The 20,811-nt window shown below is 49.1% G+C and carries 18 protein-coding genes; 1 reads left to right on the plus strand and 17 read right to left on the minus strand.

Features of this window, described 5'->3' with window-relative positions:
• From AC0YNV_RS38390 to AC0YNV_RS38460, 15 genes are all read right to left on the minus strand, one after another.
• A partial coding sequence (locus AC0YNV_RS38390) for an IS110 family transposase (protein WP_475772730.1) occupies positions 1-688 on the minus strand: 688 nt, incomplete at its 3' end.
• 127 nt (positions 689-815) lie between these two features.
• Positions 816-1,091 (minus strand): hypothetical protein, encoded by a 276-nt coding sequence (locus AC0YNV_RS38395; protein ID WP_475772731.1) that lies wholly within the window; start codon positions 1,089-1,091, stop codon positions 816-818.
• A gap of 560 nt (positions 1,092-1,651) precedes the next feature.
• On the minus strand, positions 1,652-2,155 hold the full coding sequence (locus tag AC0YNV_RS38400) for an SRPBCC family protein (protein ID WP_475772732.1): 504 nt from the start codon (positions 2,153-2,155) through the stop codon (positions 1,652-1,654).
• Between the two features lie 19 nt (positions 2,156-2,174).
• On the minus strand, positions 2,175-2,498 hold the full coding sequence (locus tag AC0YNV_RS38405; protein ID WP_475772733.1) for an ArsR/SmtB family transcription factor: 324 nt from the start codon (positions 2,496-2,498) through the stop codon (positions 2,175-2,177).
• A 27-nt stretch (positions 2,499-2,525) separates the two neighbouring features.
• Positions 2,526-2,861, minus strand: a complete 336-nt coding sequence (locus tag AC0YNV_RS38410) for a DUF1801 domain-containing protein (protein ID WP_210046960.1) — start codon at positions 2,859-2,861, stop codon at positions 2,526-2,528.
• A gap of 336 nt (positions 2,862-3,197) precedes the next feature.
• Positions 3,198-5,105, minus strand: a complete 1,908-nt coding sequence (locus AC0YNV_RS38415) for a right-handed parallel beta-helix repeat-containing protein (protein WP_475772734.1) — start codon at positions 5,103-5,105, stop codon at positions 3,198-3,200.
• Between the two features lie 364 nt (positions 5,106-5,469).
• Positions 5,470-6,483 (minus strand): hypothetical protein, encoded by a 1,014-nt coding sequence (locus AC0YNV_RS38420; RefSeq protein ID WP_475772735.1) that lies wholly within the window; start codon positions 6,481-6,483, stop codon positions 5,470-5,472.
• 130 nt (positions 6,484-6,613) lie between these two features.
• Positions 6,614-7,180 carry a hypothetical protein gene (locus tag AC0YNV_RS38425; RefSeq protein WP_475772736.1) on the minus strand — a complete coding sequence of 189 codons (567 nt, stop codon included), beginning with the start codon at positions 7,178-7,180 and terminating at the stop codon, positions 6,614-6,616.
• A 392-nt stretch (positions 7,181-7,572) separates the two neighbouring features.
• Positions 7,573-8,463: a phosphotransferase enzyme family protein gene (locus tag AC0YNV_RS38430; protein WP_475772737.1), complete on the minus strand. Its 891-nt coding sequence runs from the start codon at positions 8,461-8,463 to the stop codon at positions 7,573-7,575.
• 453 nt (positions 8,464-8,916) lie between these two features.
• Positions 8,917-10,926, minus strand: coding sequence for an S-layer homology domain-containing protein (locus AC0YNV_RS38435; RefSeq protein ID WP_475772738.1), 2,010 nt, complete (start codon positions 10,924-10,926; stop codon positions 8,917-8,919).
• A 405-nt stretch (positions 10,927-11,331) separates the two neighbouring features.
• Positions 11,332-11,970: an FMN-dependent NADH-azoreductase gene (locus AC0YNV_RS38440; protein WP_475772776.1), complete on the minus strand. Its 639-nt coding sequence runs from the start codon at positions 11,968-11,970 to the stop codon at positions 11,332-11,334.
• Positions 11,971-12,211: 241 nt separating this feature from the next.
• Positions 12,212-12,520 (minus strand): hypothetical protein, encoded by a 309-nt coding sequence (locus AC0YNV_RS38445; protein WP_475772739.1) that lies wholly within the window; start codon positions 12,518-12,520, stop codon positions 12,212-12,214.
• Positions 12,521-12,894: 374 nt separating this feature from the next.
• A complete protein-coding gene (locus AC0YNV_RS38450) occupies positions 12,895-13,929 on the minus strand; it encodes an N-acetylglucosamine kinase (RefSeq protein WP_475772740.1) in 1,035 nt (344 codons plus the stop codon).
• Positions 13,930-14,137: 208 nt separating this feature from the next.
• Positions 14,138-15,238, minus strand: coding sequence for a sialidase family protein (locus AC0YNV_RS38455; protein WP_475772741.1), 1,101 nt, complete (start codon positions 15,236-15,238; stop codon positions 14,138-14,140).
• Complete coding sequence (locus AC0YNV_RS38460; RefSeq protein WP_475772742.1) at positions 15,235-15,780, minus strand: DUF4364 family protein; 546 nt, start codon at positions 15,778-15,780, stop codon at positions 15,235-15,237. The genes AC0YNV_RS38455 and AC0YNV_RS38460 overlap by 4 nt, the downstream gene beginning before the upstream one ends.
• Before the next feature lie 217 nt (positions 15,781-15,997).
• On the opposite strand from AC0YNV_RS38460, the gene AC0YNV_RS38465 reads away from it, so the two are divergent.
• A complete protein-coding gene (locus tag AC0YNV_RS38465) occupies positions 15,998-17,032 on the plus strand; it encodes a D-2-hydroxyacid dehydrogenase (RefSeq protein WP_475772743.1) in 1,035 nt (344 codons plus the stop codon).
• Positions 17,033-17,122: 90 nt separating this feature from the next.
• On the opposite strand, the gene AC0YNV_RS38470 is transcribed toward AC0YNV_RS38465, so the two are convergent.
• On the minus strand, positions 17,123-19,450 hold the full coding sequence (locus AC0YNV_RS38470) for a glycoside hydrolase family 9 protein (RefSeq protein ID WP_475772744.1): 2,328 nt from the start codon (positions 19,448-19,450) through the stop codon (positions 17,123-17,125).
• A 178-nt stretch (positions 19,451-19,628) separates the two neighbouring features.
• The gene (locus AC0YNV_RS38475) at positions 19,629-20,567 is read right to left on the minus strand and encodes a 3-hydroxyacyl-CoA dehydrogenase family protein (protein ID WP_475772745.1); all 939 of its coding nucleotides are present in this window, start codon (positions 20,565-20,567) and stop codon (positions 19,629-19,631) included.
• Between the last annotated feature and the right edge of the window lie 244 nt (positions 20,568-20,811).

A 20,811-nucleotide genomic window follows, 5' to 3' on the forward strand; every position in this document is an offset into this window, starting at 1 on the left:
CATGCCGTTTCATCAGTGATTTCCAACCTTGTATGACGTCTTGGGGCTGTAAGGTACACACGTCCTCGGGTGTAGGAAAAAGACGAAGTGTGGCCAATGAACCCGTGCACATGATGTTTTTGAAGACTTGCCGCAGCTCCGGGAAAACCACGTCGACCCAGCGATGAATTTGGTTCTTCGCACTCACGAGTCTCTTCACGACAAAGTCGCGATTGGAGAGAAAGACACGTAGTTCTTCAAAGGCTGCTGGTGTCGTACGAGTGAAGGAGTAGTATCCGTTTTTGACCATGTCAGCGATGACCAGAGCATCCTTTTTGTCGCTCTTGGATGGTGTATTGTCGCGGTTCTCCTTGTTCTTTTTCACCAGATGTGGATTGACGAGAACGACTTCAAATTGGCGATCCGAGAGCCACTTGGATATGTTAAGCCAATAATGTCCGGTAGGCTCCATGCCAACTATGGCCGCCGTTAAAGCATGGGCAGATTGCAGCGTCTGGATCCACCGAAGAAGATTGTGAAAACCTTCTTCATCATTCGAGAAGGATAGGGGATTACCAAGCACAATACCTCGAAAGTTCACAGCTCGTGCGACATGTGTTTGCTGGGCGATGTCAATCCCGACAACTAGATGTTGGGCCGAAATTTTTTCAAGGAGTTGATTTTGTTTGTCCTGCGATTTAAACTTCATAGTAGAGCGTCCTCCTGGATGATGGGATTTAAAGGGCTATGACCCGTTGCGTACTCCCATCGTACCGAGGCGCTCGTTTTTTTGCAAAGCGGTAATTTAACGCTCTACAGGAATGCTATCGTACCCGCTAGCTTAAATCAGTGTAGTAAATATCCTTTTGTTTAAGCCAGTTGACGATTATATTTTTAAAAGTTTTTGTTGGCAATTCGCAAAATGCTTCATTATCAGAATAAGGGTCCATAATCTTTACAGATGTATCATTAAGCTGAATTATAAAGTATTTCACATTGGTGAGAGTTGTATCTTCAACCTTCCCATTTAATATTTCATTTATTGATTCGATTAGACGGACACCCTTCTCATCTTTATCTTGAAGATTTGTCCCAATAAATGCTTCTAACAAATCGTAACCTTCACAAGTTCATCCCTTAACCCCTGAGAATCTTCCTATTTAAACTCATCTTATCCGTGAGGAATTCATGTAGTGATACTGAAGCCTCTTGAGCCATCGGCGATAATCGTAGAGATATGGATTGCATTCTGCAGCAGCTCCGCTGACTTGTTCGGACCGGAGGCGAATAAGCGCTTCGAGTCTGCCCGTTAATTCAATAGAAAAAGGAGCACAGTATCGCCCAGTGCGGCCAGGTTATGCGCCTGCGCTACTGCCTCGGCTAGCCCTTCGCAGTGAACGATAGGCGGGCAAATCGGCACTTTGCGCGCTGCAGCCTCGATTTGATGGCCGCTTCCTTACGTCTCAAACACAAAATCCTTTAATGTAGATCTGGCATAACGAATTCAGGGACTATATGATAATTATCTAATTCATCCATATGGACCCACTTATTAATAAAACCATCTTCAACACCTGTAAACTCACTTTCCTGAAGATAAATTGAGAAGAGGCAAATGAAAAAGCCTCGGAGTAATTCCCCCGAGGCTTCCGTCTCACCGATTTGTATCTGCTTACTGTTGACTAGCCAGGTAATTGGCAAGTTGCTCGAACGTGCCTTCGAACCCTTGTGCAACCATCGGTGCCATCGCGTCGAATGCTTCCTGTTCCTCAGCAGAGGCATTGAGCGGTCCGCCCTGCAGCGTCAAAACCGTCGTTCCCTCGTTTTCTTCGAGCGTTAGAATATTCAGAATCTCAAGCGGCCAGTTCGGATTGAACGGGGCGCGAACGGTGTTCCCTTCTTCATCGGAAAAGGATTGGACCCATACCAGTTTCTCCGGCGCCTGCACTTCCTGGTAAACGAACTTGCCCCACATGGCGTGCTGCCCATCTGGAGACTTCTGGCAGCCAAGGAACATACCGCCGGGACGGACGTCCATCTTTCCCACTTCAAGCGAGAAACCCTTGGGTCCCCACCAATTGCCAAAATGCTTCGGATCGGTCCACACCTTAAATACCAGTTCACGAGGGGCGTTAAACTCACGTTTTAATAAAAGTCCTTGTTGTTGGTTGTTCATTAGATTTCCTCCTTGGGATTTAGGGATGATTCGTTCTTTTCAAATGAATGAGATAATCGGATAGACGTTCAAAGCGTTCTTCCCACATGCCGCGAAATGATTCAAGCCAATCATCCATCTCTATTAAGGGTTCCGGGCGCAGTCGGTAGATTCGCCGGTTGGCGTCCACCCGTACTTCAACAAGACCTGCTTCACTCAAGATTTTCAGATGTTTGGAGGCCTGCGGTTGCCGAAGTTGCAACCGATCCGCTATTTCCCCGACCGTAAGCGGACCTTCGCGCAACAGTTCGATGATCTGCAATCGGTTGGGTTCCGCGAGCGCGTTCAAGGTTGTCGTATTCATTGGCCCCTCCCGATGAGATGATTTCTGTTACAGTGTGCTGGAGGCTTGCTTCAGAAGCCCCGACAGCAAGGCAAGATCCGGAGTGTCGCCTTCCCGCAATTTGATCCACTTCCGTTCGGCAGGCCCTTCAAATCCCTTCGGAAAGTCGATGCCGTTTGCATTCATGATCATGAACGCAATGGCGTCCTTTGAAGGCGAAATAACCGCTGCATACTGTCCGTTTTTCAGAAAATGAGGTTTCTTGTACTGAATGCGTTCTTCGGCTTCCGGAATCGTCTCATGAACCATGTCCCTCAGGGTCGAACTGAATCCACCCTGCCATTTCGGCAGATTTTCGATGTAGGCCGTAACTTCCTGATTCATTTTGTTTTTTCCTCCTATTGGATAGTTCATTGCTTATGGAGTAAATATACCACTCCCGGAATATTCCCGTCAAGGAATATATAAATTTTTCCTTATTTATGCCGATTCAACCTGAACTTCTCCCACCGCGTAGTGCCCGGACTTCTGAAAGACTGCCACGTTCCTATGTACTGGAGAAGTGAAGATCGGGTCTAATGAATTTTTACATGCTAACCTGCCCATAAGAAATAGGCTGCCGCCGGCGGCAAAAATATAAGAACTCCCCATGTCTGGAGAGTTCATTTTATGAGTAATGTATCAATATTTTACCAATTAAATTAAGGCAGCTAGCCACTTTCAAACATTCACGTTTCCTTGCAAATCAAATGCACCTAAGCTCATTCCCGGTGGAGAAGCATTACTATAGCCTACCGGAAATACCGGGTCTACTGTGTCGGTCGGACTTCCGTACCCGTTGGGAAAGTTAAAAGTATTCGTGTATACTTTTATTTGATTTGCTGAAGGAATAAACGTTCCCCCTCCTGCAAAATATACAGCAAGTCTTGTTGGAAAGATATTCACAATGGAATTGTTTTGGATCAGAATATTATTCATTAGAGCGTAATTCACTCTAGCAAATAAAATAATGGAGCTACCCGAACGATCTTCATGATCTACGCTGTTGTTCTGAATAATTAAACTAGTCGGACCTTCAAGAATACAGAAAAAGTTTACGAACTGAGTAAATCTGGTCATCGTGTTACCTGTTACATTTATTACGCCTGATACCGTATATGAAGCTATATTAGGTTCAAATACGATAGCTCCTATACTGGTACTTCCTCCCCTAAACGTATTATTGAGGATATTCGTTGTCCCTCTTACCATTTGAAATCTCAAACCTTGGGTATTAACAGCATTATGAATGAATTCATTGTTATCCAATGTCATATTTTCCGCCCAGATATATCCACTACGTGTTGTCCCTTCGATTATACTATTCCGAATCGTTATATTATTGTATAGCTGCGCCAGCGTCCTGAGCGGGACTCTAAACACTGCGTTATCTCCTGTCACTGCCCTATTGCTTATAATATGCAAGCTGTCGACCATAACCTGATCAGCTTGGATGACGAGTCCATTCAGGTTCGTTGAGGGATCGAATACGATCTGCGGAGTGGAAGCTGCTAATGTTCCGTTTAAAGATAATGACTTGGAAATGATGAGCTGAGTGGCTATGTTGTAAATACCCTCCAGGACATATACGGTACCACCTTGTGCCACAGCAGTGATTCCTTCCTCGATGGTTCCGAAAGGAGCTTCCAGGCTTCCATTACCCCCAAAGGAACCCGCTCTTACATAAATATTAAAAGGATCCGAAGTGATTTGAGCAACAGCATTCAAAGCCCGGTTCGTCACTTGTAAGGTCGTTATATTAACGGAAGCGGTCGCCATTATTTCAATTCGGTAATTGTGAATTCCGGGAGGAGGACTATCCAGCCATGTGATATTGGGAAAATAGGTATCACTCGTTGTGGTAGCAGTACTTAATTGTCTGACACGATTGATAGGTGCACTTGTAAGCAAGGTCGGTAAAGTGCCTAATCGTCGTAAAATATAGGAAACATCAAGTGTATGGGCAGTAGAGTTTGAAGTGATGAAGAACAATCTGAATGTGGAATCCAATTTGATGCTCTCCCCTTCAACCGTCGATAAAGGCGGGAGCTCGAGAGAGACTACCGTATTTACTGGAAGGAGGGAGATTGTATCGTTCGCTTGTGCTGCGAATAAACTAGAGCCCACTCCTGACGGTCCTTGCTCTGGCCCTGCTTCTCCCTGAGTCCCTGCTGGTCCTGCTGGTCCTGCCAGTCCATCTGCACCAATTGCTCCTGCAAGTCCTGCTAGTCCTTCAGGTCCAAGTGCTCCTGCAAGTCCTTCGGGTCCAAGTGCACCAATTGCTCCTGCAAGTCCTGCTAGTCCTTCAGGTCCTAGAGCTCCTGCAAGTCCTTCGGGTCCAAGTGCGCCAATCGCTCCTACAAGTCCTGCTAGTCCTTGGGGTCCAAGTGCTCCAGCGAGCCCTTGAGGTCCAGCTTCTGCAATTGCTCCCGCAAGTCCTCGAAGTAATTGCTGTCCTTTAGGCGGAGGACACTTTTTACAAACTATCTTTTTAATTACTCGAAGACGACGTTTCTTTTTTTTTTCTTTTGGATGATACACAATTATGGTTTTCTTTTTACAACGTTTTTTTTTATCGGGACAACTCAATAACTACACCTCCCTATAAGATGGTTCAGTGTACGTGAGTTGTTTAATTTAGGTATGGACAAATAACTGGCTATTGGCTAGACTAAAAACTATTTCTGGAAAAGATTAGGCGTTTGTAAACAATATTCAAGATGTCCGGGCTCGAGCATGCTGCTGATCCCACCAAGCAAGCGGCCGCGCAGCGAGCTGCTCTTTTTAGATCTTCACAAAGTTAAAAGGTAACAATGATGAGATACTTCAACTCCTTTTTCTTTCGCTTGTTGTTCCATATACAATCACTTCACAATTTGCGATAAATTTCACTAGAATTGCTATTTTACTTATTGGGACGTCTGATCCTATTGCTATTAGCGGCTAGGGCTTTCTAGTTATTCACCCACACCGATTCTTTTGGTTCCACATATGTTGTGAGAGTACACACCAATCGAATTGAGGGAGTGATAGCTATGCCCGGACTGCTACGCACAGTCAACGGAACGACCACCCTTTTTGCAACAGCAAGCATAAAATCCAAGCAAGAAGGCATATTAAGCGCGAATATCGAATTGGTTTTAAACGCCAGTCGAGGTGTCTCCGACATCATCCTAAACATTACGCAGAATGCATGTAACTTAGTAACACTCAAAATACAATCTCTGAATCGCACAAGCAGCAGACTCACTGCTTCCTTTGGTAAACAAGTGAACGGCGTCTCCAGTGCCAACATCATTCTCCAAGATAAGAACAGCAATATCACTGCTAGAGGATTCATTAATAAGAAAGCAATCGTTCCCGTTAGACTTGAAAGCGGCTGTAAATGTGGTTGCTCTTCCACCCGTACAAAAAAAATAAGATTCAAAGACGGCACAACATTAAAGATCAGCATCGATAAATCGCTCCAACTTGCCCTGAAACGACTATTTACTAAACTTGAGCGTGTATTAAAAAAGCTAACTCCGCAGAGAGGCAAAGGCGCGACCGCTGATCCCGAATGCAATGCAAGATGTATTCGTATTGGAAACTCCTGCCGGGCTGCATGCGGCATCTTCGCTGTCTTATGCACTCCAATATGTTTGAGCGCGCAGGCGGTTTGCCTCATTAGCTGTTTGCCGACATAGCGGTTGAATATCACTCGTTGCCTATTTGGTTCGTTATAACGCGAAAAAGGCCAGCAACAGACCACTTGCTCATAAACTGTCATAAATAAGCTCCCATCGATAATAATTATTTTATCTCTTACTTGTAGTGATAGGCTCTTATATTTTGCCTGCTCCACCAGAGTAATATGAAATAAGAGAGAAGTTCTATCCAAAGAAACCACTCCATTGGCAAGAGTGGCTTTGTCTTTATATGCTGATATAAATATTCTGGTCAAAATAAACTTTGTGCTTAGATACATTACGGTGACCCTTATCACAATAATGATAAATAGTCTTTCCACCACGCTCTACTGCCCGTTATCGTAGCGAAGGGCTGCGCGCGGCAGCCCTTCAGCATTGTGCTATCGTATCCGTCGTATTAACTCTGCGCTAATTCAACACGATTCCGAACCCCATACTCAAAAGGACCACGGACATCAGACCTAAGATAACTCCCAGTGCCAACGATTTAAGCGTAAACCAGCGGAATTGCCCCGGCTCTGTTTTATCGATTTTGTGAATGCGGTATAGGATGGCCGAGTTGCCCACTAGGGTAAAGATTAAAACTAGAATAGCCATAATCGTCCAAAACCCGGACACATCCCGAATTTGCATGGGATCGTCATCCCTTATGCGAGTAAAGGCCACTAATTGATTCCCTAGCAACAACGTAAAGGCAAATAGTCTCACGATCCGCCCTTTTCGATCTTGCTTCTTGCCTAACTTTTCCCGTTCATATTCCGCAATTTCACGCATAAACCGGGGGCCGTGCATGAAGAGCAGATGCTTCGGAAAAAAGAGGCTCCAAATTTCAAAAAGCAACAAGGCCCCATACAAAAAAACGCCTACAAGATAAGTGTCCGAAGGCGACGGCTCTAGAACAAGTAAGAGACCGCCGGTTAATGGGATGAGGATGCAAACACATGCATTGATGAAAAAGATTTGTTTCACGCGCAAGGATTTAAGTCTACTCGTGTCCAGGCTGACCCACTCCTATCCGGCCCATTTTACAGCACCGCCCCATTTTACCATATGAAGGAATTTTGGGGGATAGGAGATTAGTCAGGACCTGATGGAGGGTAGCGAATTATTTCTCCCAAAAGTGTAACTTTGCCGCAACAACTTAGCCCCACTCGACCCTTCAGCACGTAACAACTCGCACCCACTCGCACCTTATTTACTGGTTGACAATAACTTTATCCCAATCCCGATTTGTCGCCTTGTTCGCCCGTGAATTTCCAAAAGAACCAATATGCATTAATTGGTGGCTATCTTAAAAATCTTGTTGAGCAAATCCGCCCTCTTGCGTAACACGGCTGCCGATCACTGACCGGCATGAATACTACGGTCTACCAAGCTGCTTCCTCCGCCAAGATACCTTGAAACAACTTGATGGCATCCGCCTTGGTTTCTTCCCCTAAATCATCCCTGATCCACACGTTTCGAGCGCACTCAATTAGATCCTGAAGGACCCTTTCCAAGCGGTAGTAGGTGAGCGCCTTCTCATCAACCTCTACGGCTCCGTACCCCTGAAAAAATGCCTGGTCATGTGGATGACTGACAAAGATGAAATCACGCTCTTTGGGAGCGAACATCACCTCGTCCCAATCGATTACAAACACTTGCCCAGCCTGATCTCGGATCAAATTGGCCGGATGCAGGTCCGCGTGACATATTACATACGGGATTGTTCGCGATTGGAGCAACCCTGCCAGCTTTTCCAATAAGGTCAACTTCGTGTGTATCATCAACCTATGCTCTACCCAAGAAGCATGAAGTGTACGCTCCAATGTACTTCCGCCTTCAAAGAGTGCAAGTTGATCCTCAAAGGTTCGTATCCATCGAACATATTCCGTCGGATCAAAGGTCTCCTGCCGGAGCGATTTAAATCCTTCAGGAGGCAAAATGATCTGGTGAATCCGTTTAAAGATGGTCCCCAACTTATTCCACTGCTCGGCTGACATCCCCTTGAAGCTCGACTCCCCATTGATAAAGGGATAGACAACGACAGTCCAATCCTCTGAATGAGTCCACAGGATACCGCTTCTGGTAGAAATGGGAGCCACGACACATGTAATCCCCTGATCGTTGAGATATCGAGGAACCAGATATTGTGGTTCGTATAAAGGCCTGGACGTGACTTTGAGCAGATAGGCAGTTCCCTGCTCGCTAACCATATGATACACTGCGGAGCTGTAATCAAGTCCCAGCGGAAGAAACTCAAGTGTGGCGGGAGTCAAATCATACTGCTCCTTTAGACAGGATCGAAGGTGTCCCTCTGAAATCCTCGGTGAATTACGCATAGCTCCATTCATCCCTTACTGTATATAGTTAAATATCTCATAGCACGTATATCATTAGTCTAAAAAACTCCATAATTGGCAAGTAAGCGGCAAATAGCTGCTCCGATCCCTGCTGTTCGAGGAAAATAAGGTTTTAGACTGCCGCTTTCTCATTCAACTTTATCCCATAAATATGGAATTATCCAGTTTAGGCAAATCAGGCATTCTCGGACGACTCCTTCGATTTGGTTGTTGTATACAACATAATTAGAATTTCGGCGTTCGATCTGTCAAGACATTTTTAAATACCTGACGGAGGCGGGCTTTCTGCGCACAAAAAGCCGCCTCTTTCGGCGGCTCTCCGGTCAATATGCAACTGTCATCTTGCGACGGCTGGTTAGAGATTAAGTACTAGGCTCTGATCCTGAGCATCCGGACAATAGCCGATGCAGCTTCCGCTCGGGTGGACAAAACCTGCGGCGCGAATTTGTTATCCGCAATGCTCCCGGCAGCGATGATGCCGTTTTCTCCGGCCGTGGCTGCAGCGGCTTTCGCCCAATCCGGAATATCCGCATCGTCGGCGTAGCCGGTGTGCTGCGAAGGGCTCATTGGGAGTCCGGATCCGCGCATGACCATTGCAATCATCTCCGCGTGCGTAATGTTCGCGTTCGGCCGGAATGTGCCGTCCTCATATCCGCTTATGATGCCGAGCTGCACCGCCTGAGCGACCGGTCGGGCTGCCCAGACTCCGATATCCTCCTTATCCGCAAAGAAAAGCGGCGAACCTTCCGCTGCCGGCATCAACCCATTCATAAGCATGACCGCAAATTCGGCACGGGTTACGCGGTTATCCGGCCGGAACGTGTCGTCCGGATACCCGTTCACGATTCCGATTGCTGCTGCTTCGGCGATTTCCGTACTCGCCCAATGACCCGAAATATCGGTAAATCCCGGAGCGACGACAGGTTCTTCCCCAGCCGGAGGCTTACTTTCCGGTCTTGCGGTTACCGTCACGATGCAGTCGAAGGTGAATCCTCCATCCTCCGTCTTGACGGTTATTTTGGCCGTGCCCGGTCCGATTCCCGTCACCTTCCCCGTTTGATCCACCGCAGCCACCGTATCGTCGCCGCTGCTCCATCGCACCCGCTTGTTTACGGCGTCTTCCGGGACGACGTTTGCCGTCAACGTCGCGCTGTCGCCCGCCTGCAGAGTCATAGTCCGCTCGCTTAGTCCTACGCTGCTTGCGGCGACGGTACCGAGCGCGAACAAAGAATCAAACGATGCCGTATAAACCGTGTTGTCGCTTCCGACAGTAGGATCGAACGCCCCGAAACCGTTCGCATTTTTTTCCCACTTTAATTTCCCCGAAGAATCCACCGCGTACAGCATCGAGTTGTCGGCTCCCGCATAAATCGTGCCGTCCGCGCCGATCGCCGGAGTCGTTCTGACTTTATTATTTCCGGTCCCCAACGCCCATTTGATCGTCCCGTCCGAATGGATAGCCATCAGCTGCTTGTAGTTGCCGGCATACAGCGTGCCGTCCGCTCCGATGGCCGGAGAGCTGTACAGCTCGTAATTGTAGCTCCAATTTTTCGTACCGTTGGGACTGATGCTGTAAAGCATAGCTCCGTAAAAATTTTTAAACGAATTCACATAAATCGTTCCGTCGTCTCCGATTACGGGACCTTGATATATGGGCTGATTTGTTTGATAGCTCCATTTCTTCAAGCCATTCGGTTTGATCGCATAAAGATTGCCGTCGGTCGTTCCCGCATAAATCGTACCGTCCGGCCCTACCGCGGGGGAGGCTACGGAGCCTCCCGTAACATATTCCCATTTCTTCGTCCCATCCGGATTGACGGCATACAGCTTCGTATCATCGGATCCGCCTACAAAGACCGTCCCATCCGCCCCGATTGCCGGCGCGGAAAACGATCTTGAAAGTAGGGGAACAAGACCCGATCCTCCTCTTATGAATTCCCATTTCTTCGTCCCGGCGGGATCAATGGCGTACAATTTATGAATATTGTTTGCATTCACGTAGATAGTGCTGTCCGATTCGGAGACGGAGATGTCTTTCGGATAATCCTCCAGTTGAATCTCCCACTTTTGCGTTCCGTCCGGCCCGATCGCGTACAATTTATAGTCGTTCGTGCCCGCATAGATCGTTTTGTCCGGACCGATGACCGGAGAAGCGGTCAGGTTGCTGCCCATTTTCTTTTCCCATCTGACGATGCCCTGAGGATTGCCGTTTAATAAGGAAGGATACGGTTTGGTGATGGATTCGATCAAATTGGGTTCAGCCCGTTCAGACTTTACCTGGAGCTTCCCCTCCGCCACCGCGGCAGCTGAGGGGAGCGATCCGGAAATCGATGCCGCAGCCGACAAGAGGAGCAGCCATCTTAACCGCTTGACCTTCATGCAGTTTCATCCTTCCGTCATGTATTGAACAGCCGACCGTACAGACAACGACATCAAGCTTGGCGATTGTATTCGGACTAAATAAAAAATCCCCCTTTTGATTCATCCTAAAGGAGGGAGCGCTTCAAAAGCGTTTCAAGCCGTATAAATAATGATCGATCTCTTCCAGCATTTTCGGAGTCATCCTTTAGGAGCGCGTGTAACCGGTCAGCTGAAATCAAAAGGCAGACCCTCCGAGGATCTGCCTTCTCTCTGTTTCGATGACCAGTCCAATGTTTAACGACAAGAACATTTAACGTCGTTTCATCGTTGGCCTGGTTCATTCAATTTACTCATCCCATTTGGAATGAAGGACATGATGGCAAAAGTTAGGGCGCTTATATCCCGCTTTCGCACACGTCGGCGTTAATCGATTGCAAATTTTGAAGCTGCTTCTTCGGCTTCTTTATATGCTTTCTGTAAGACTTCATCTTTATCTAATATAGAGGTTCCTTGAACCCGAAGTATTTCATAATCCTCAATACCAAGAAAATTAAACATCGACTTCAAGTACTTATGTGAGTATTCAACTTCGGTATACCAGTCATTATTGGTATAAATTGCTCCACTTCCTTGTATGACAATCATACTGCGTCCATCCTTAAGAAGACCCACTGACCCATTTTCGGTGTACTTGAATGTTTCCCTTGCAATCATAATATTATCCATATAATCTTTTAATTTTGACGGAATATTAAAGTTATGCATTGGATATGCGATTACATATTTATTTGCGCTTTTAAATTGTTGTAATACCTCGTTCATACGCCCGGTTACTTCTTGCTCTTCGCTTGTTAACTCTTCTCCATTTCTTTGTCCCCATGCGCTTAAAACAGTTTGGTCTATCATGGGTATAACGTCACTGTATAAGTTTATTTGTTCAATAACCTCGTCATTAGAATGATGCTCTTTATAGATTTTCAAGAAGTAATTTAATACATTTAGACTGAATGAAGAAGTAGAGTCCACTTCTGGGTGTGCATTAATGACTAGCAGTTTGCTCATTGAATGGTTCCTCCCTTTGTTTTTAGTTTGTCCATCAAAGAAGACAACTGAAGAAACATATCTGTGACAATGATCTATAAAAAATTTAGGATTGCCTTTCGAACAAACGGGCAAACGGGCAGCACCTTGAAGTTTGTCCGGATTCATCATGACATATACACGAGAAATGGCCGAACCGTCAGGATTTAAAGCGAGGGAGTAAACGGCGAACGGTTTACCATCAAACATCACCATAAATCTGTCATGGCCATTGACCACTACCTTCTTGAATGGAATAGGTCAGCAAATCCTGGACGCGATTCCGGCCAGTAATCGGGTTAATGGCAGCTCTTACTTTGCCGCCGCCGTCTGTCAGCAAGATGGCGTCTTTACTAAGTAATTCAACAATGGTTGCGGTATCTCCAGCGCGAAAAGCTGCGCTGAACGATGCACTAAGTGCCTGGAATTCAGGTTTTAATGGCGAAATCGGCAGCCCGGCTCTGAATTTTATCCGTACCCTATGCTGTAATCTTAAACTTAAGAATAAAGAAGGTGGCAATTGGATTTCCAATTGCCACCTTCTTTATTCTAACCAACAAAAATGACTCCCCCATATTCATCTATTCCTTAAACTAAGGGGCCATCTACGGTATTTCCATCTTGGTTTGGCATTTCAAAGATAACTGACCAACAAGGATATCTACTTTTATTAATCTTCAATAGTGTCAGTTTAAACGCAGGAGACCGGTTCTCATTATTGCCCCAATAAACGGAAAGGCGGCTCAGCTCGTCCAGCCGACGAACGTTGAAACTGCTTGGGACCGGCAACACGTAAGGAAGATGTCGGTGCTCCAGCTGATAGACAATTCGAAATAGAAGCAGGGCAGAATATGAAAAAACTGCCCTGCTCTTCTTATTACCCAATCATTGATTCTCGATTCTATTTTATCCTACCGACTCCGCATATCCGATATCCCGGAATAGCTTCCGTTCGGTGCAGCAATGCTCAAGCGTTTTCATAACGTCTTCGGGTATACCCTGCGGATAAATGCGATCCAGATCCATTAACAGCGCCCCGACTACCGGTTCGAACCGTGCGTTTATACAGTATGCCCCGGGTATTTTTCCCTTGAGGTGTTTTTCAATAAGTTCCTGAATGATGTTGTCGCCCTTACACACGCCTCCCGAAATGACCACAGGCAGCGGACTGTCAACGATATTCAGTTTTTTTGCGGCAACCACTACATAATTAGCCAAAGCGGCGCAAAATTGATCAATGTACTGCAGCGACACGGCGTCTCCGAGACGTATGGCCTCAAAAAGCAACGGGCAGAATTCCTTATACACCGGCTGTTTGGGAGGCTCGTCTTCGGTTCGGCCCGTCGTACAGAGCATATAAAACTCCTCTACGGAGGAAAAACCCGTAAAATCCAGCAAAAGGCGCGTTAGTTCGGTTTCCGGCGCAAGGCCGGCGCTGGCGTCCACCACAGCGTCCACAATGAAGCGGCCTATGGCGTCGCCGCCCTGATGTATGTTCTTTAAATAATAGGCATACTCATAACTCTGGCCTTCCTTGTTATAGACCGCGCAGTTGGCGCCTGAGCCCAAGCAGATGACTGCGCAATCGCGCCCGATAATCTCAGTTCCGCCCCTAAGCGCGCCTATGCAGTCATTAAAGTAAGAAACATTCTGGACGCCCAAAGTCTCGCGAAGATGTCTGACTCCAAGGGGAAATTCAAACGACCAATCCGCTCCGGAACAGTTAGCGGATACCCGATCTATTTTTGACATGGGCAATCCTGCGTCGGCGAGAGCTTTGTCCGCGGCGAAACGGATACGTACCATTTTAAATATCCGCCTTTCCAGCGCTTGATATATCCATTCCTTGTCGTCTCCAAAGCCCAAAATATTGCCCTGGTGGTCGGCGATGATAGCATGGGCTTTCGTTCCACCTAGATCAACAGCTAATATCAATGACATGATTAACACTCCATTTTATTTACTGAAAAAGTTCGGCAGGTATGCGCGGTTAGCCTCCAACACACGCTTTAACAGTTCTTCCGCCACATCATAGTCGCAAGAGTAAGTGACAAAGCCAGTACGGCGGTTTCTTAACCATAGAGACAAGCCCCCAAACCGCCCAAGACGGTTTTTGAGGGCGTTTTTTGATCGAATTCAGGGTGGGCGCTTACATCGAGTCCAATGGGATTTTAGCGATGACGGCGCTTCTTACGTCATCATGCTCCTGCATGGTACAGGCGATATACAGGAATCCTTCCTGCTCGCAGGCGCAGGGATAAAACCAAATCCCCCCCCGGCCATCGAATTCCGCAGCCCCGCCTTCGAATAACTTATAAACTTTTGTGTATTCCACCTCTCCCGGTTCGGTGAGAGCCATGCAGAGCAGACCGCGTTTAAAGTAGCCCTGATCGTTGTTGTAAATCATGTAGCGCCTGCCATCGGACAGGATGCCTGCGAACATTTTGCAGTTTCCGACCGGCATGTTAATTTTGGCCGGCTTTGACCAGCTCTCACCGTAATCCCCGCTCGTAAAGACAAAAGACGCTCCGCTTGTGGGATCGCCATGCTTGCCCTCGTCATTTCGGACATAAGCGGTGACTGCGCTTCCTTGCACGACCAAAGTAATTTCGGGGCACCTGATCTTCACGGCGCCTGGAGCGAGCGGATCATACAAGAAAGAGCATCGCCACGGCTTCGCGATATCCGAGCCCTGGCTGATGAGCACTGCCGGAAAAGCGGGAGTTTCCCCCTTCAGCGGCATCCACACGCCGGCAATGTAATCGCCCGTATCCATCAGGATTGGGGGAGAATTGCTAAGGAACCCCCCGGATATGACGGAGACTCTTCGCCAATCGTCAAGAGAAGACTGCGGAGCCTCGAACAGGTCAAGAGAAATCGACAGATTCTTGCCGCCCATCTCGGTGATCAGAGAAAACAGTTTGTCTTCGTGCACAAAGAAGCTCGCCGGCACAAAGTGCTCCTCGGCGCTGCCGATCTCGCCCACCACGTTGAATACCTCCGACCAGCTTTCCCCTCCGTCCTCGGAATAGCGCCCCCGGATCAGGGAAGAACCGCAGATTTCCGCGTCGGTGGAGTTATACCAGCCCAAATACAATCTGCCGCCGTGCGAGGTGATCGTGCAATCGTGAAGAAAGGGCAACAGATCGCGCCGTCCATCATGCGCGAGTATCCTTGTCATGCCGCTGGGATAAGGCATTTCGGATGGTTGGGGGTATGGGAGCTCCTCCTTCCAGACGGGTAGTTTCATGCCTTCCCCTCCTCCGGCCGACTTGTCCAAAAGCCCGGATCCGGCTCATCCCCGGCGATGGCCTGCCATACGGCGTCAAATGCGCGCCCAGAGTTGCTCATCCATCCGGAACATATTTTTTTCGCGGTGTCGATATCCCTGACGATAATATTAATTTTGAGGACAATCCTTGAGCCCTCGCGGATGGAAAGGAATACGGGAACAACCCCGGTGGACGACTCGGTGTACTGGGCAATATAGTCTTTCTCCTGCTCAAAGACACGCTTGTACTCCGCGCTTTTGGCGGCTACGTCCGCTTTTATCCGCGCAAGCGCCGCGTCGCCGCTCACCAAGGTCCGGCCGGCGTCCGTGATTTCGTAGACGACGCCACGCAAATTCACGGCCTGACAAACAAGTCCCTGCTCCTTGAGAGAGGTAAGCGGCAGCTTGAGATCGGTTTCCGCGACAAGGCTTGTTTCAAATAAAAAACGTGAAAGCTCTCCCACACTCAGCTGATCCATCTGCGCCAATGCGCACAGGACATACGATTCTTGGCTCGACATGACGATCCATCCTTTCTTTGTTGACAACGGTTGGGGCGCACGCATAGCGTTCCTCCCCTATGGTAGTAATTATAGGCATAATGGCCTTGCCGCAATTATAGGCATACACGCCCGGGCAGTCGAGGATGAATAAATTCACTCCCCTCGCAAAAAACCGATTTGGTAGGAAATTTTATCATTCTTTATTATCTGAAAATATTTAGTTAAAGTGTAAAAAATGAGATATGCTCTTTTTCCGGAATTGCCGGACAAAGGCTCGCTCCATTATCAACAGCATGGGAGGAAGGTACGGATGAAAAAGACCCTGCTTGTCATGATGACCTTTTTACCTGAATTTCGCGCTAAACTGGAGGCGCAAGCGCCCGGGCTCGATATCGTTTACTGCGAGAAGCAGCCTCCTTCGGAAGAAGCGCTCAAACGAGCCTCCTATATCTGGGGGAACCCCAACGAAGAGCAGCTTTCCCTATGTGAGAGATTGGAATGGCTGCAGCTCCAGACAGCCGGGCATGACCAGTATGTGCAGCCGGGCGTGCTGCCGAAGGACGCTTTGCTGTGCAACTGCTCCGGCGCTTACGGGCTTGCCATCTCCGAATTTCTGCTTGCCCATACGCTCGTCCTCATGCGCAAGCTTCACCTGTACCGCGATCACCAGCATGAGCGCAGTTGGAGTCATCTGGGACGCATCGGGATCGTAGCGCGCTCTTCCGTGCTGGTCGTCGGCATCGGCGATATCGGCGCCTGCTATGCTCAAAAAATGCACGCGCTGGGCGCGAGGGTTTTCGGCATTCGCCGGCAAGTCGACAAAAAACCCGATTATCTGGAAGCTCTGTATCGTATGGATCAGATTGACGACATCCTGCCGCAATGCGACATTGTAGCTCTGTGTCTGCCGAATCACCCGGACACGGAGGGCTTGTTCAGCCGCGAGCGCATCGCGAAGATGAAGCAAGGGGCTTTCCTGCTCAATGTGGGACGGGGTTCAGCCGTCGACACCGAGGCGCTCTGCGACGCGTTGGAAAGCGGCGCGCTGGCGGGCGCTGGCCTCGATGTGGTGGAGCCGGAGCCTCTTCCTAAAAGCCATCGCCTGTGGAATATCAAAACGGCGATGATCACTCCCCATTGCGCCGGCGGTGACGAATTCGGTGAAATCTATCCTTCCATCATCGAGGTCTGGTTTGAAAACCTGCTCCATCTGCAGGCGGGCGAACCCCTGCTTAACCGTGTTGACACTGAAACGGGATATCGCGTGTAATTGCGAGCCGCCCCTTGCCGCCCGGAAGCACGCGCTGGAAGTCGAATAGATCCCGTGTGCCGGATTTGACGCTTATGCGGAAATGAAGAATCAGATGCCCTTGTAAACCTCTGCAATACTCCACATTACGCGCGCAGTGCTACACACCCATACCTCCTTATAGGTGCAGTTGTTTTGCATGGGCATGTATGGCTCGTCTTCGTTTTCGAAAGTCTCGAAGCCGACAGGCACTGCGCCCACAGGTTGGCCTGCAAAGCCGCCGTAGAGCAGAGGATAATCATAGCCTTCTCCATACATGGTGCTCATGGCGAAGGGGTTGAAGCCCAGAACATATTCCAGTTGCCTGGCCGCTATGTCATAAAGCTCGCGGTCGCCAAGGAACCTGGCCAGGGTGAAAACGTTTTTGGCCTTGCTCAGTAAGGTCGCATGAAAGCCACGGAACTGGTAGGACACCGGAAATCTGCGCAGATACGTGTTTTCGTTCAGCTTGATCCCGTTTTTCACCTGCGCATTATATTCTTCGAGCGTCGGACCGCCAATGTCCTTTGACCCCTCGTGCGACATCTTGGAATAATCGGTGTTGCCGACTTCGTATACGCCTGCCGGCAATATGCCGTAGGGCTCCATTACGTGTGCGGTTTCCTTGATGTAGTCGGTGTAAGCATCCACGCACTGCCTCCACAACCCAGCATCTGCGTGATCCGGTGCGTCGACGAGCAGCAGTGTGAAGCCCTTCATGAAGAAATGCTCATAACTGCGGTGGTAAAAGCTGATGGGCCTTGTTTTATCACGATCTTCGTAGAAGTAGCCGTGCAGCGGAAGGGAAAAGTCCGTCCTGCGCTCCAGCTGCTGGCATTGGGCTAGCTGCCGCGCACGGTTCGCCGCCGCATCAAGAAAGCGTGTCTCGCCAGTCACGCGGTAGAGCATGGCAGCAGCGGAAGTGGCCACTGCGATACGCTCAGACATCAAACTGTTATCATTCGAAGCTGCAATCGTATCTTCGGCAAAGAAAAAGTCTTCACTGGCGCACTTGACACACCAGTCGTAGAAATTCCTGTCCCATTTGTAAAACGGCGCGCCGTAGGCGCAGGTATAGGCGGCGGTGTAGTTATGAATGGCGGTATTCTTCGCCTCCCCCGTCATGTCGTCCTTATCGCCTCGGTAATTCTTGGTCCAGATGCCCTTAGTGAGGCTGGTATGACGGTAGCCGTCGCCAAAACGGGTGCGCATCGCCCAGTTTAGTCCCCAGCGGGCTTCTTCCAGTACGCGGTCGGAAAGGTCCGGCTGCGTTTCACGGGTGGCGTCGCCGAGGTCCAGCATGGCGACAATGACATCTGCGGTTTTATCTATAGCCTGCGATAAATCTGCAGCATCGTGCCAGCCGCCATGTACAGGTATAGTGCGCCCGTCGGGGTGTTTGCAGAAGGTATCGAGGTGGCATTCTATGTGAAGCTCCGGTACTTCGAAGCCGCAGCGCTCGGTGAAGAAGAAGCTAAGGCTCTTCCAGGCGGCGGCGAGAAATGCGTCCGGGCCGATGGGAAAGGCTTTGGAAGTGAAATCCCCTGCAGTAATAGTATAGAAGCCGGGTGTTTTAAAACCGGAGAAATCCACAAGGCCAAAGCCGTTTTCGCAAGTCGTTACTTTGCCGGTATACACGGCTTTACCCTTGTCATCGGCCAATGAAAAGGTTTCAGCATCGGAGCCCTGTACCAGCGCCTGTTTGCGCGCATCACTCAGGTAGCCGCTGTGACAGTATGCTATGGTACCTGATGGAAGGTCCCAGCCGCGGCTCTTTTCGGGCTCTACCGTTTCAATCCGCAAATCGTCAATATAAAGGGACATGCTGTCCGAGGCATTCATGGGTGATCCGGGCAGGAAAGTGTATACCGAGATGCCGGTGACATTGTCGCGGTAGATATCGGGGAGTTCCCAGATAATCTGTGTCCACTGGCCGGGCGTCATGTCAGCGTGATGCATGCCCTCAAAACGGCCGGGCACGGGCATGATGTGCTCACCCTCATTGTGCAGTGCCACCAGGACAAATTGGTTGGAAAAACCGGGAGAGTCCACATAGACCCACAATGAGATGCGGTTGTACTCATAGAGGTTTTCGTGCTGCAGCGGAAATAATATGCCGGGTTCGTCATATCTGCGGTTGTTTGGTCTTTTGATGGCGGTTGAAGTGGGTGTGTCCAGCCGGACGCTTCCCTTGCCGGATATGGTGTTTGTAAAATCCCTGTGTATGGTGCCTGGGCCCTTTTGGATCAGGGTATCAAAATTTTCGCACAGTTGAAGCTCACGGGACTTCAAAATGGGCTTCTTGCGCCAGCGTTCATAAGCGGAATCCGATTCGTCCACTTTCATGGACCTGCGGATGTACCGGCTCTCCTTGAGCTGATCGAGTAGGGGTTGATACATTGTAAAACCACCTTCCTTTTTTGTTAAATCCGGTCGTACGTTTCAAAAGGGCGATCGATCGGGCCGTTCGTGAAAAAAACGGCCCATTGATTCGGCGAAATCGGATCATTGCGGTATCGTTGCACAACAACGACGTTAATCGGGTTTCAGTGGTTAGAATGATTCATTCGAAATTCAGCTATTCCAGCCCCATATCGCGCTTCAAATACCGAATGAGCTCCTGCTCCCGGGCCTTGGTCATTTGCGCGGAAAACGCTTCGTCCCACTCGTAAAAGCCGGCGCCGGTTTTTAGCCCGTACTTGCCGCTGTCAACCAGCGCGCGCATAGCGTCGAGCGATTGATCGGCCTTGCTCAAATCGGAGAACAAATAGCCCGAAATGGCGTCAAACACTTCAAGACCGCCCATGTCGGCCGTCATGAACGGACCGGTTATGGGGAGCCGGCGCCCGAGGCTGTACGTCACGGCGGCGTCGATATCCTCCATGCTGGCGATGCCCTGCTCTAAAATATACTGCGCCTCCCGGAACAGCGCATACTGAAGCCGGTTACCGACCGATCCGAGCACATCCTTTTTCACGAGAATCGGTTTTTTGTCCATAGCCCGCATCAGCTGCATCGCCCGATCCGCCGTCTTGTCGTCGGTTTTCTCCCCGCGTACGACCTCGACGAGAGGCAGCAAATGCGCAGGATTCCAAAAGTGTGTGACGACCATCCGCTCCGGCCGCTTCATCCGCTCGGCAATCGCCGTCGGGCTCAGCCCGGACGTATTGCTTGCCAATACAACGCTTTCATCGCACAACGCATCCAACTGCTCGTATAGCTGCCGCTTCAGCTCCAGCTGCTCGGGAATCGATTCGATAACGAAGCTCGCGTTCGCTACAGCGTCCGGCACCGAAACCGTTGTGCGGATTCGCCCGCGCACCGTCGCAATGTCCTCCTGCTTGATCAGACCGTTGTCGGCCAGCAACGCCAGCTTGTCGCAAATTCCTTTGTCCGCGCGCGCCAGACCGGCTTCACTGTTCCCCTGCAAAACGACCGAAAAACCGGCCCATGCCGCCGTCAGCGCGATGGAATGGCCCATCAGCCCTGCGCCCAGCACGCTTAAGGTTTCTCTCAACCGTTCCCCCTCCTTGTTTCTTCCAAATACTACATGTTCAAGAACGTAAGAAGAAACGGGTCGCCGTCCTTTGGTGGCACAGTAAGTTTCTTCCCTCAGACCTTATAGAAATGAATAAATGTGAAACTTATAAATTCTATAAGGTTAAGAAGAAACGGCTCTGCCGTCCTCTGGCGAAAGAGTTAGTTTCTTCATCAAAAATAGAAGCAAAGTATGACGGAATTTTATACTTTCTTATATTTCA

The organism is Paenibacillus sp. JT31N11, assembly GCF_056269285.1.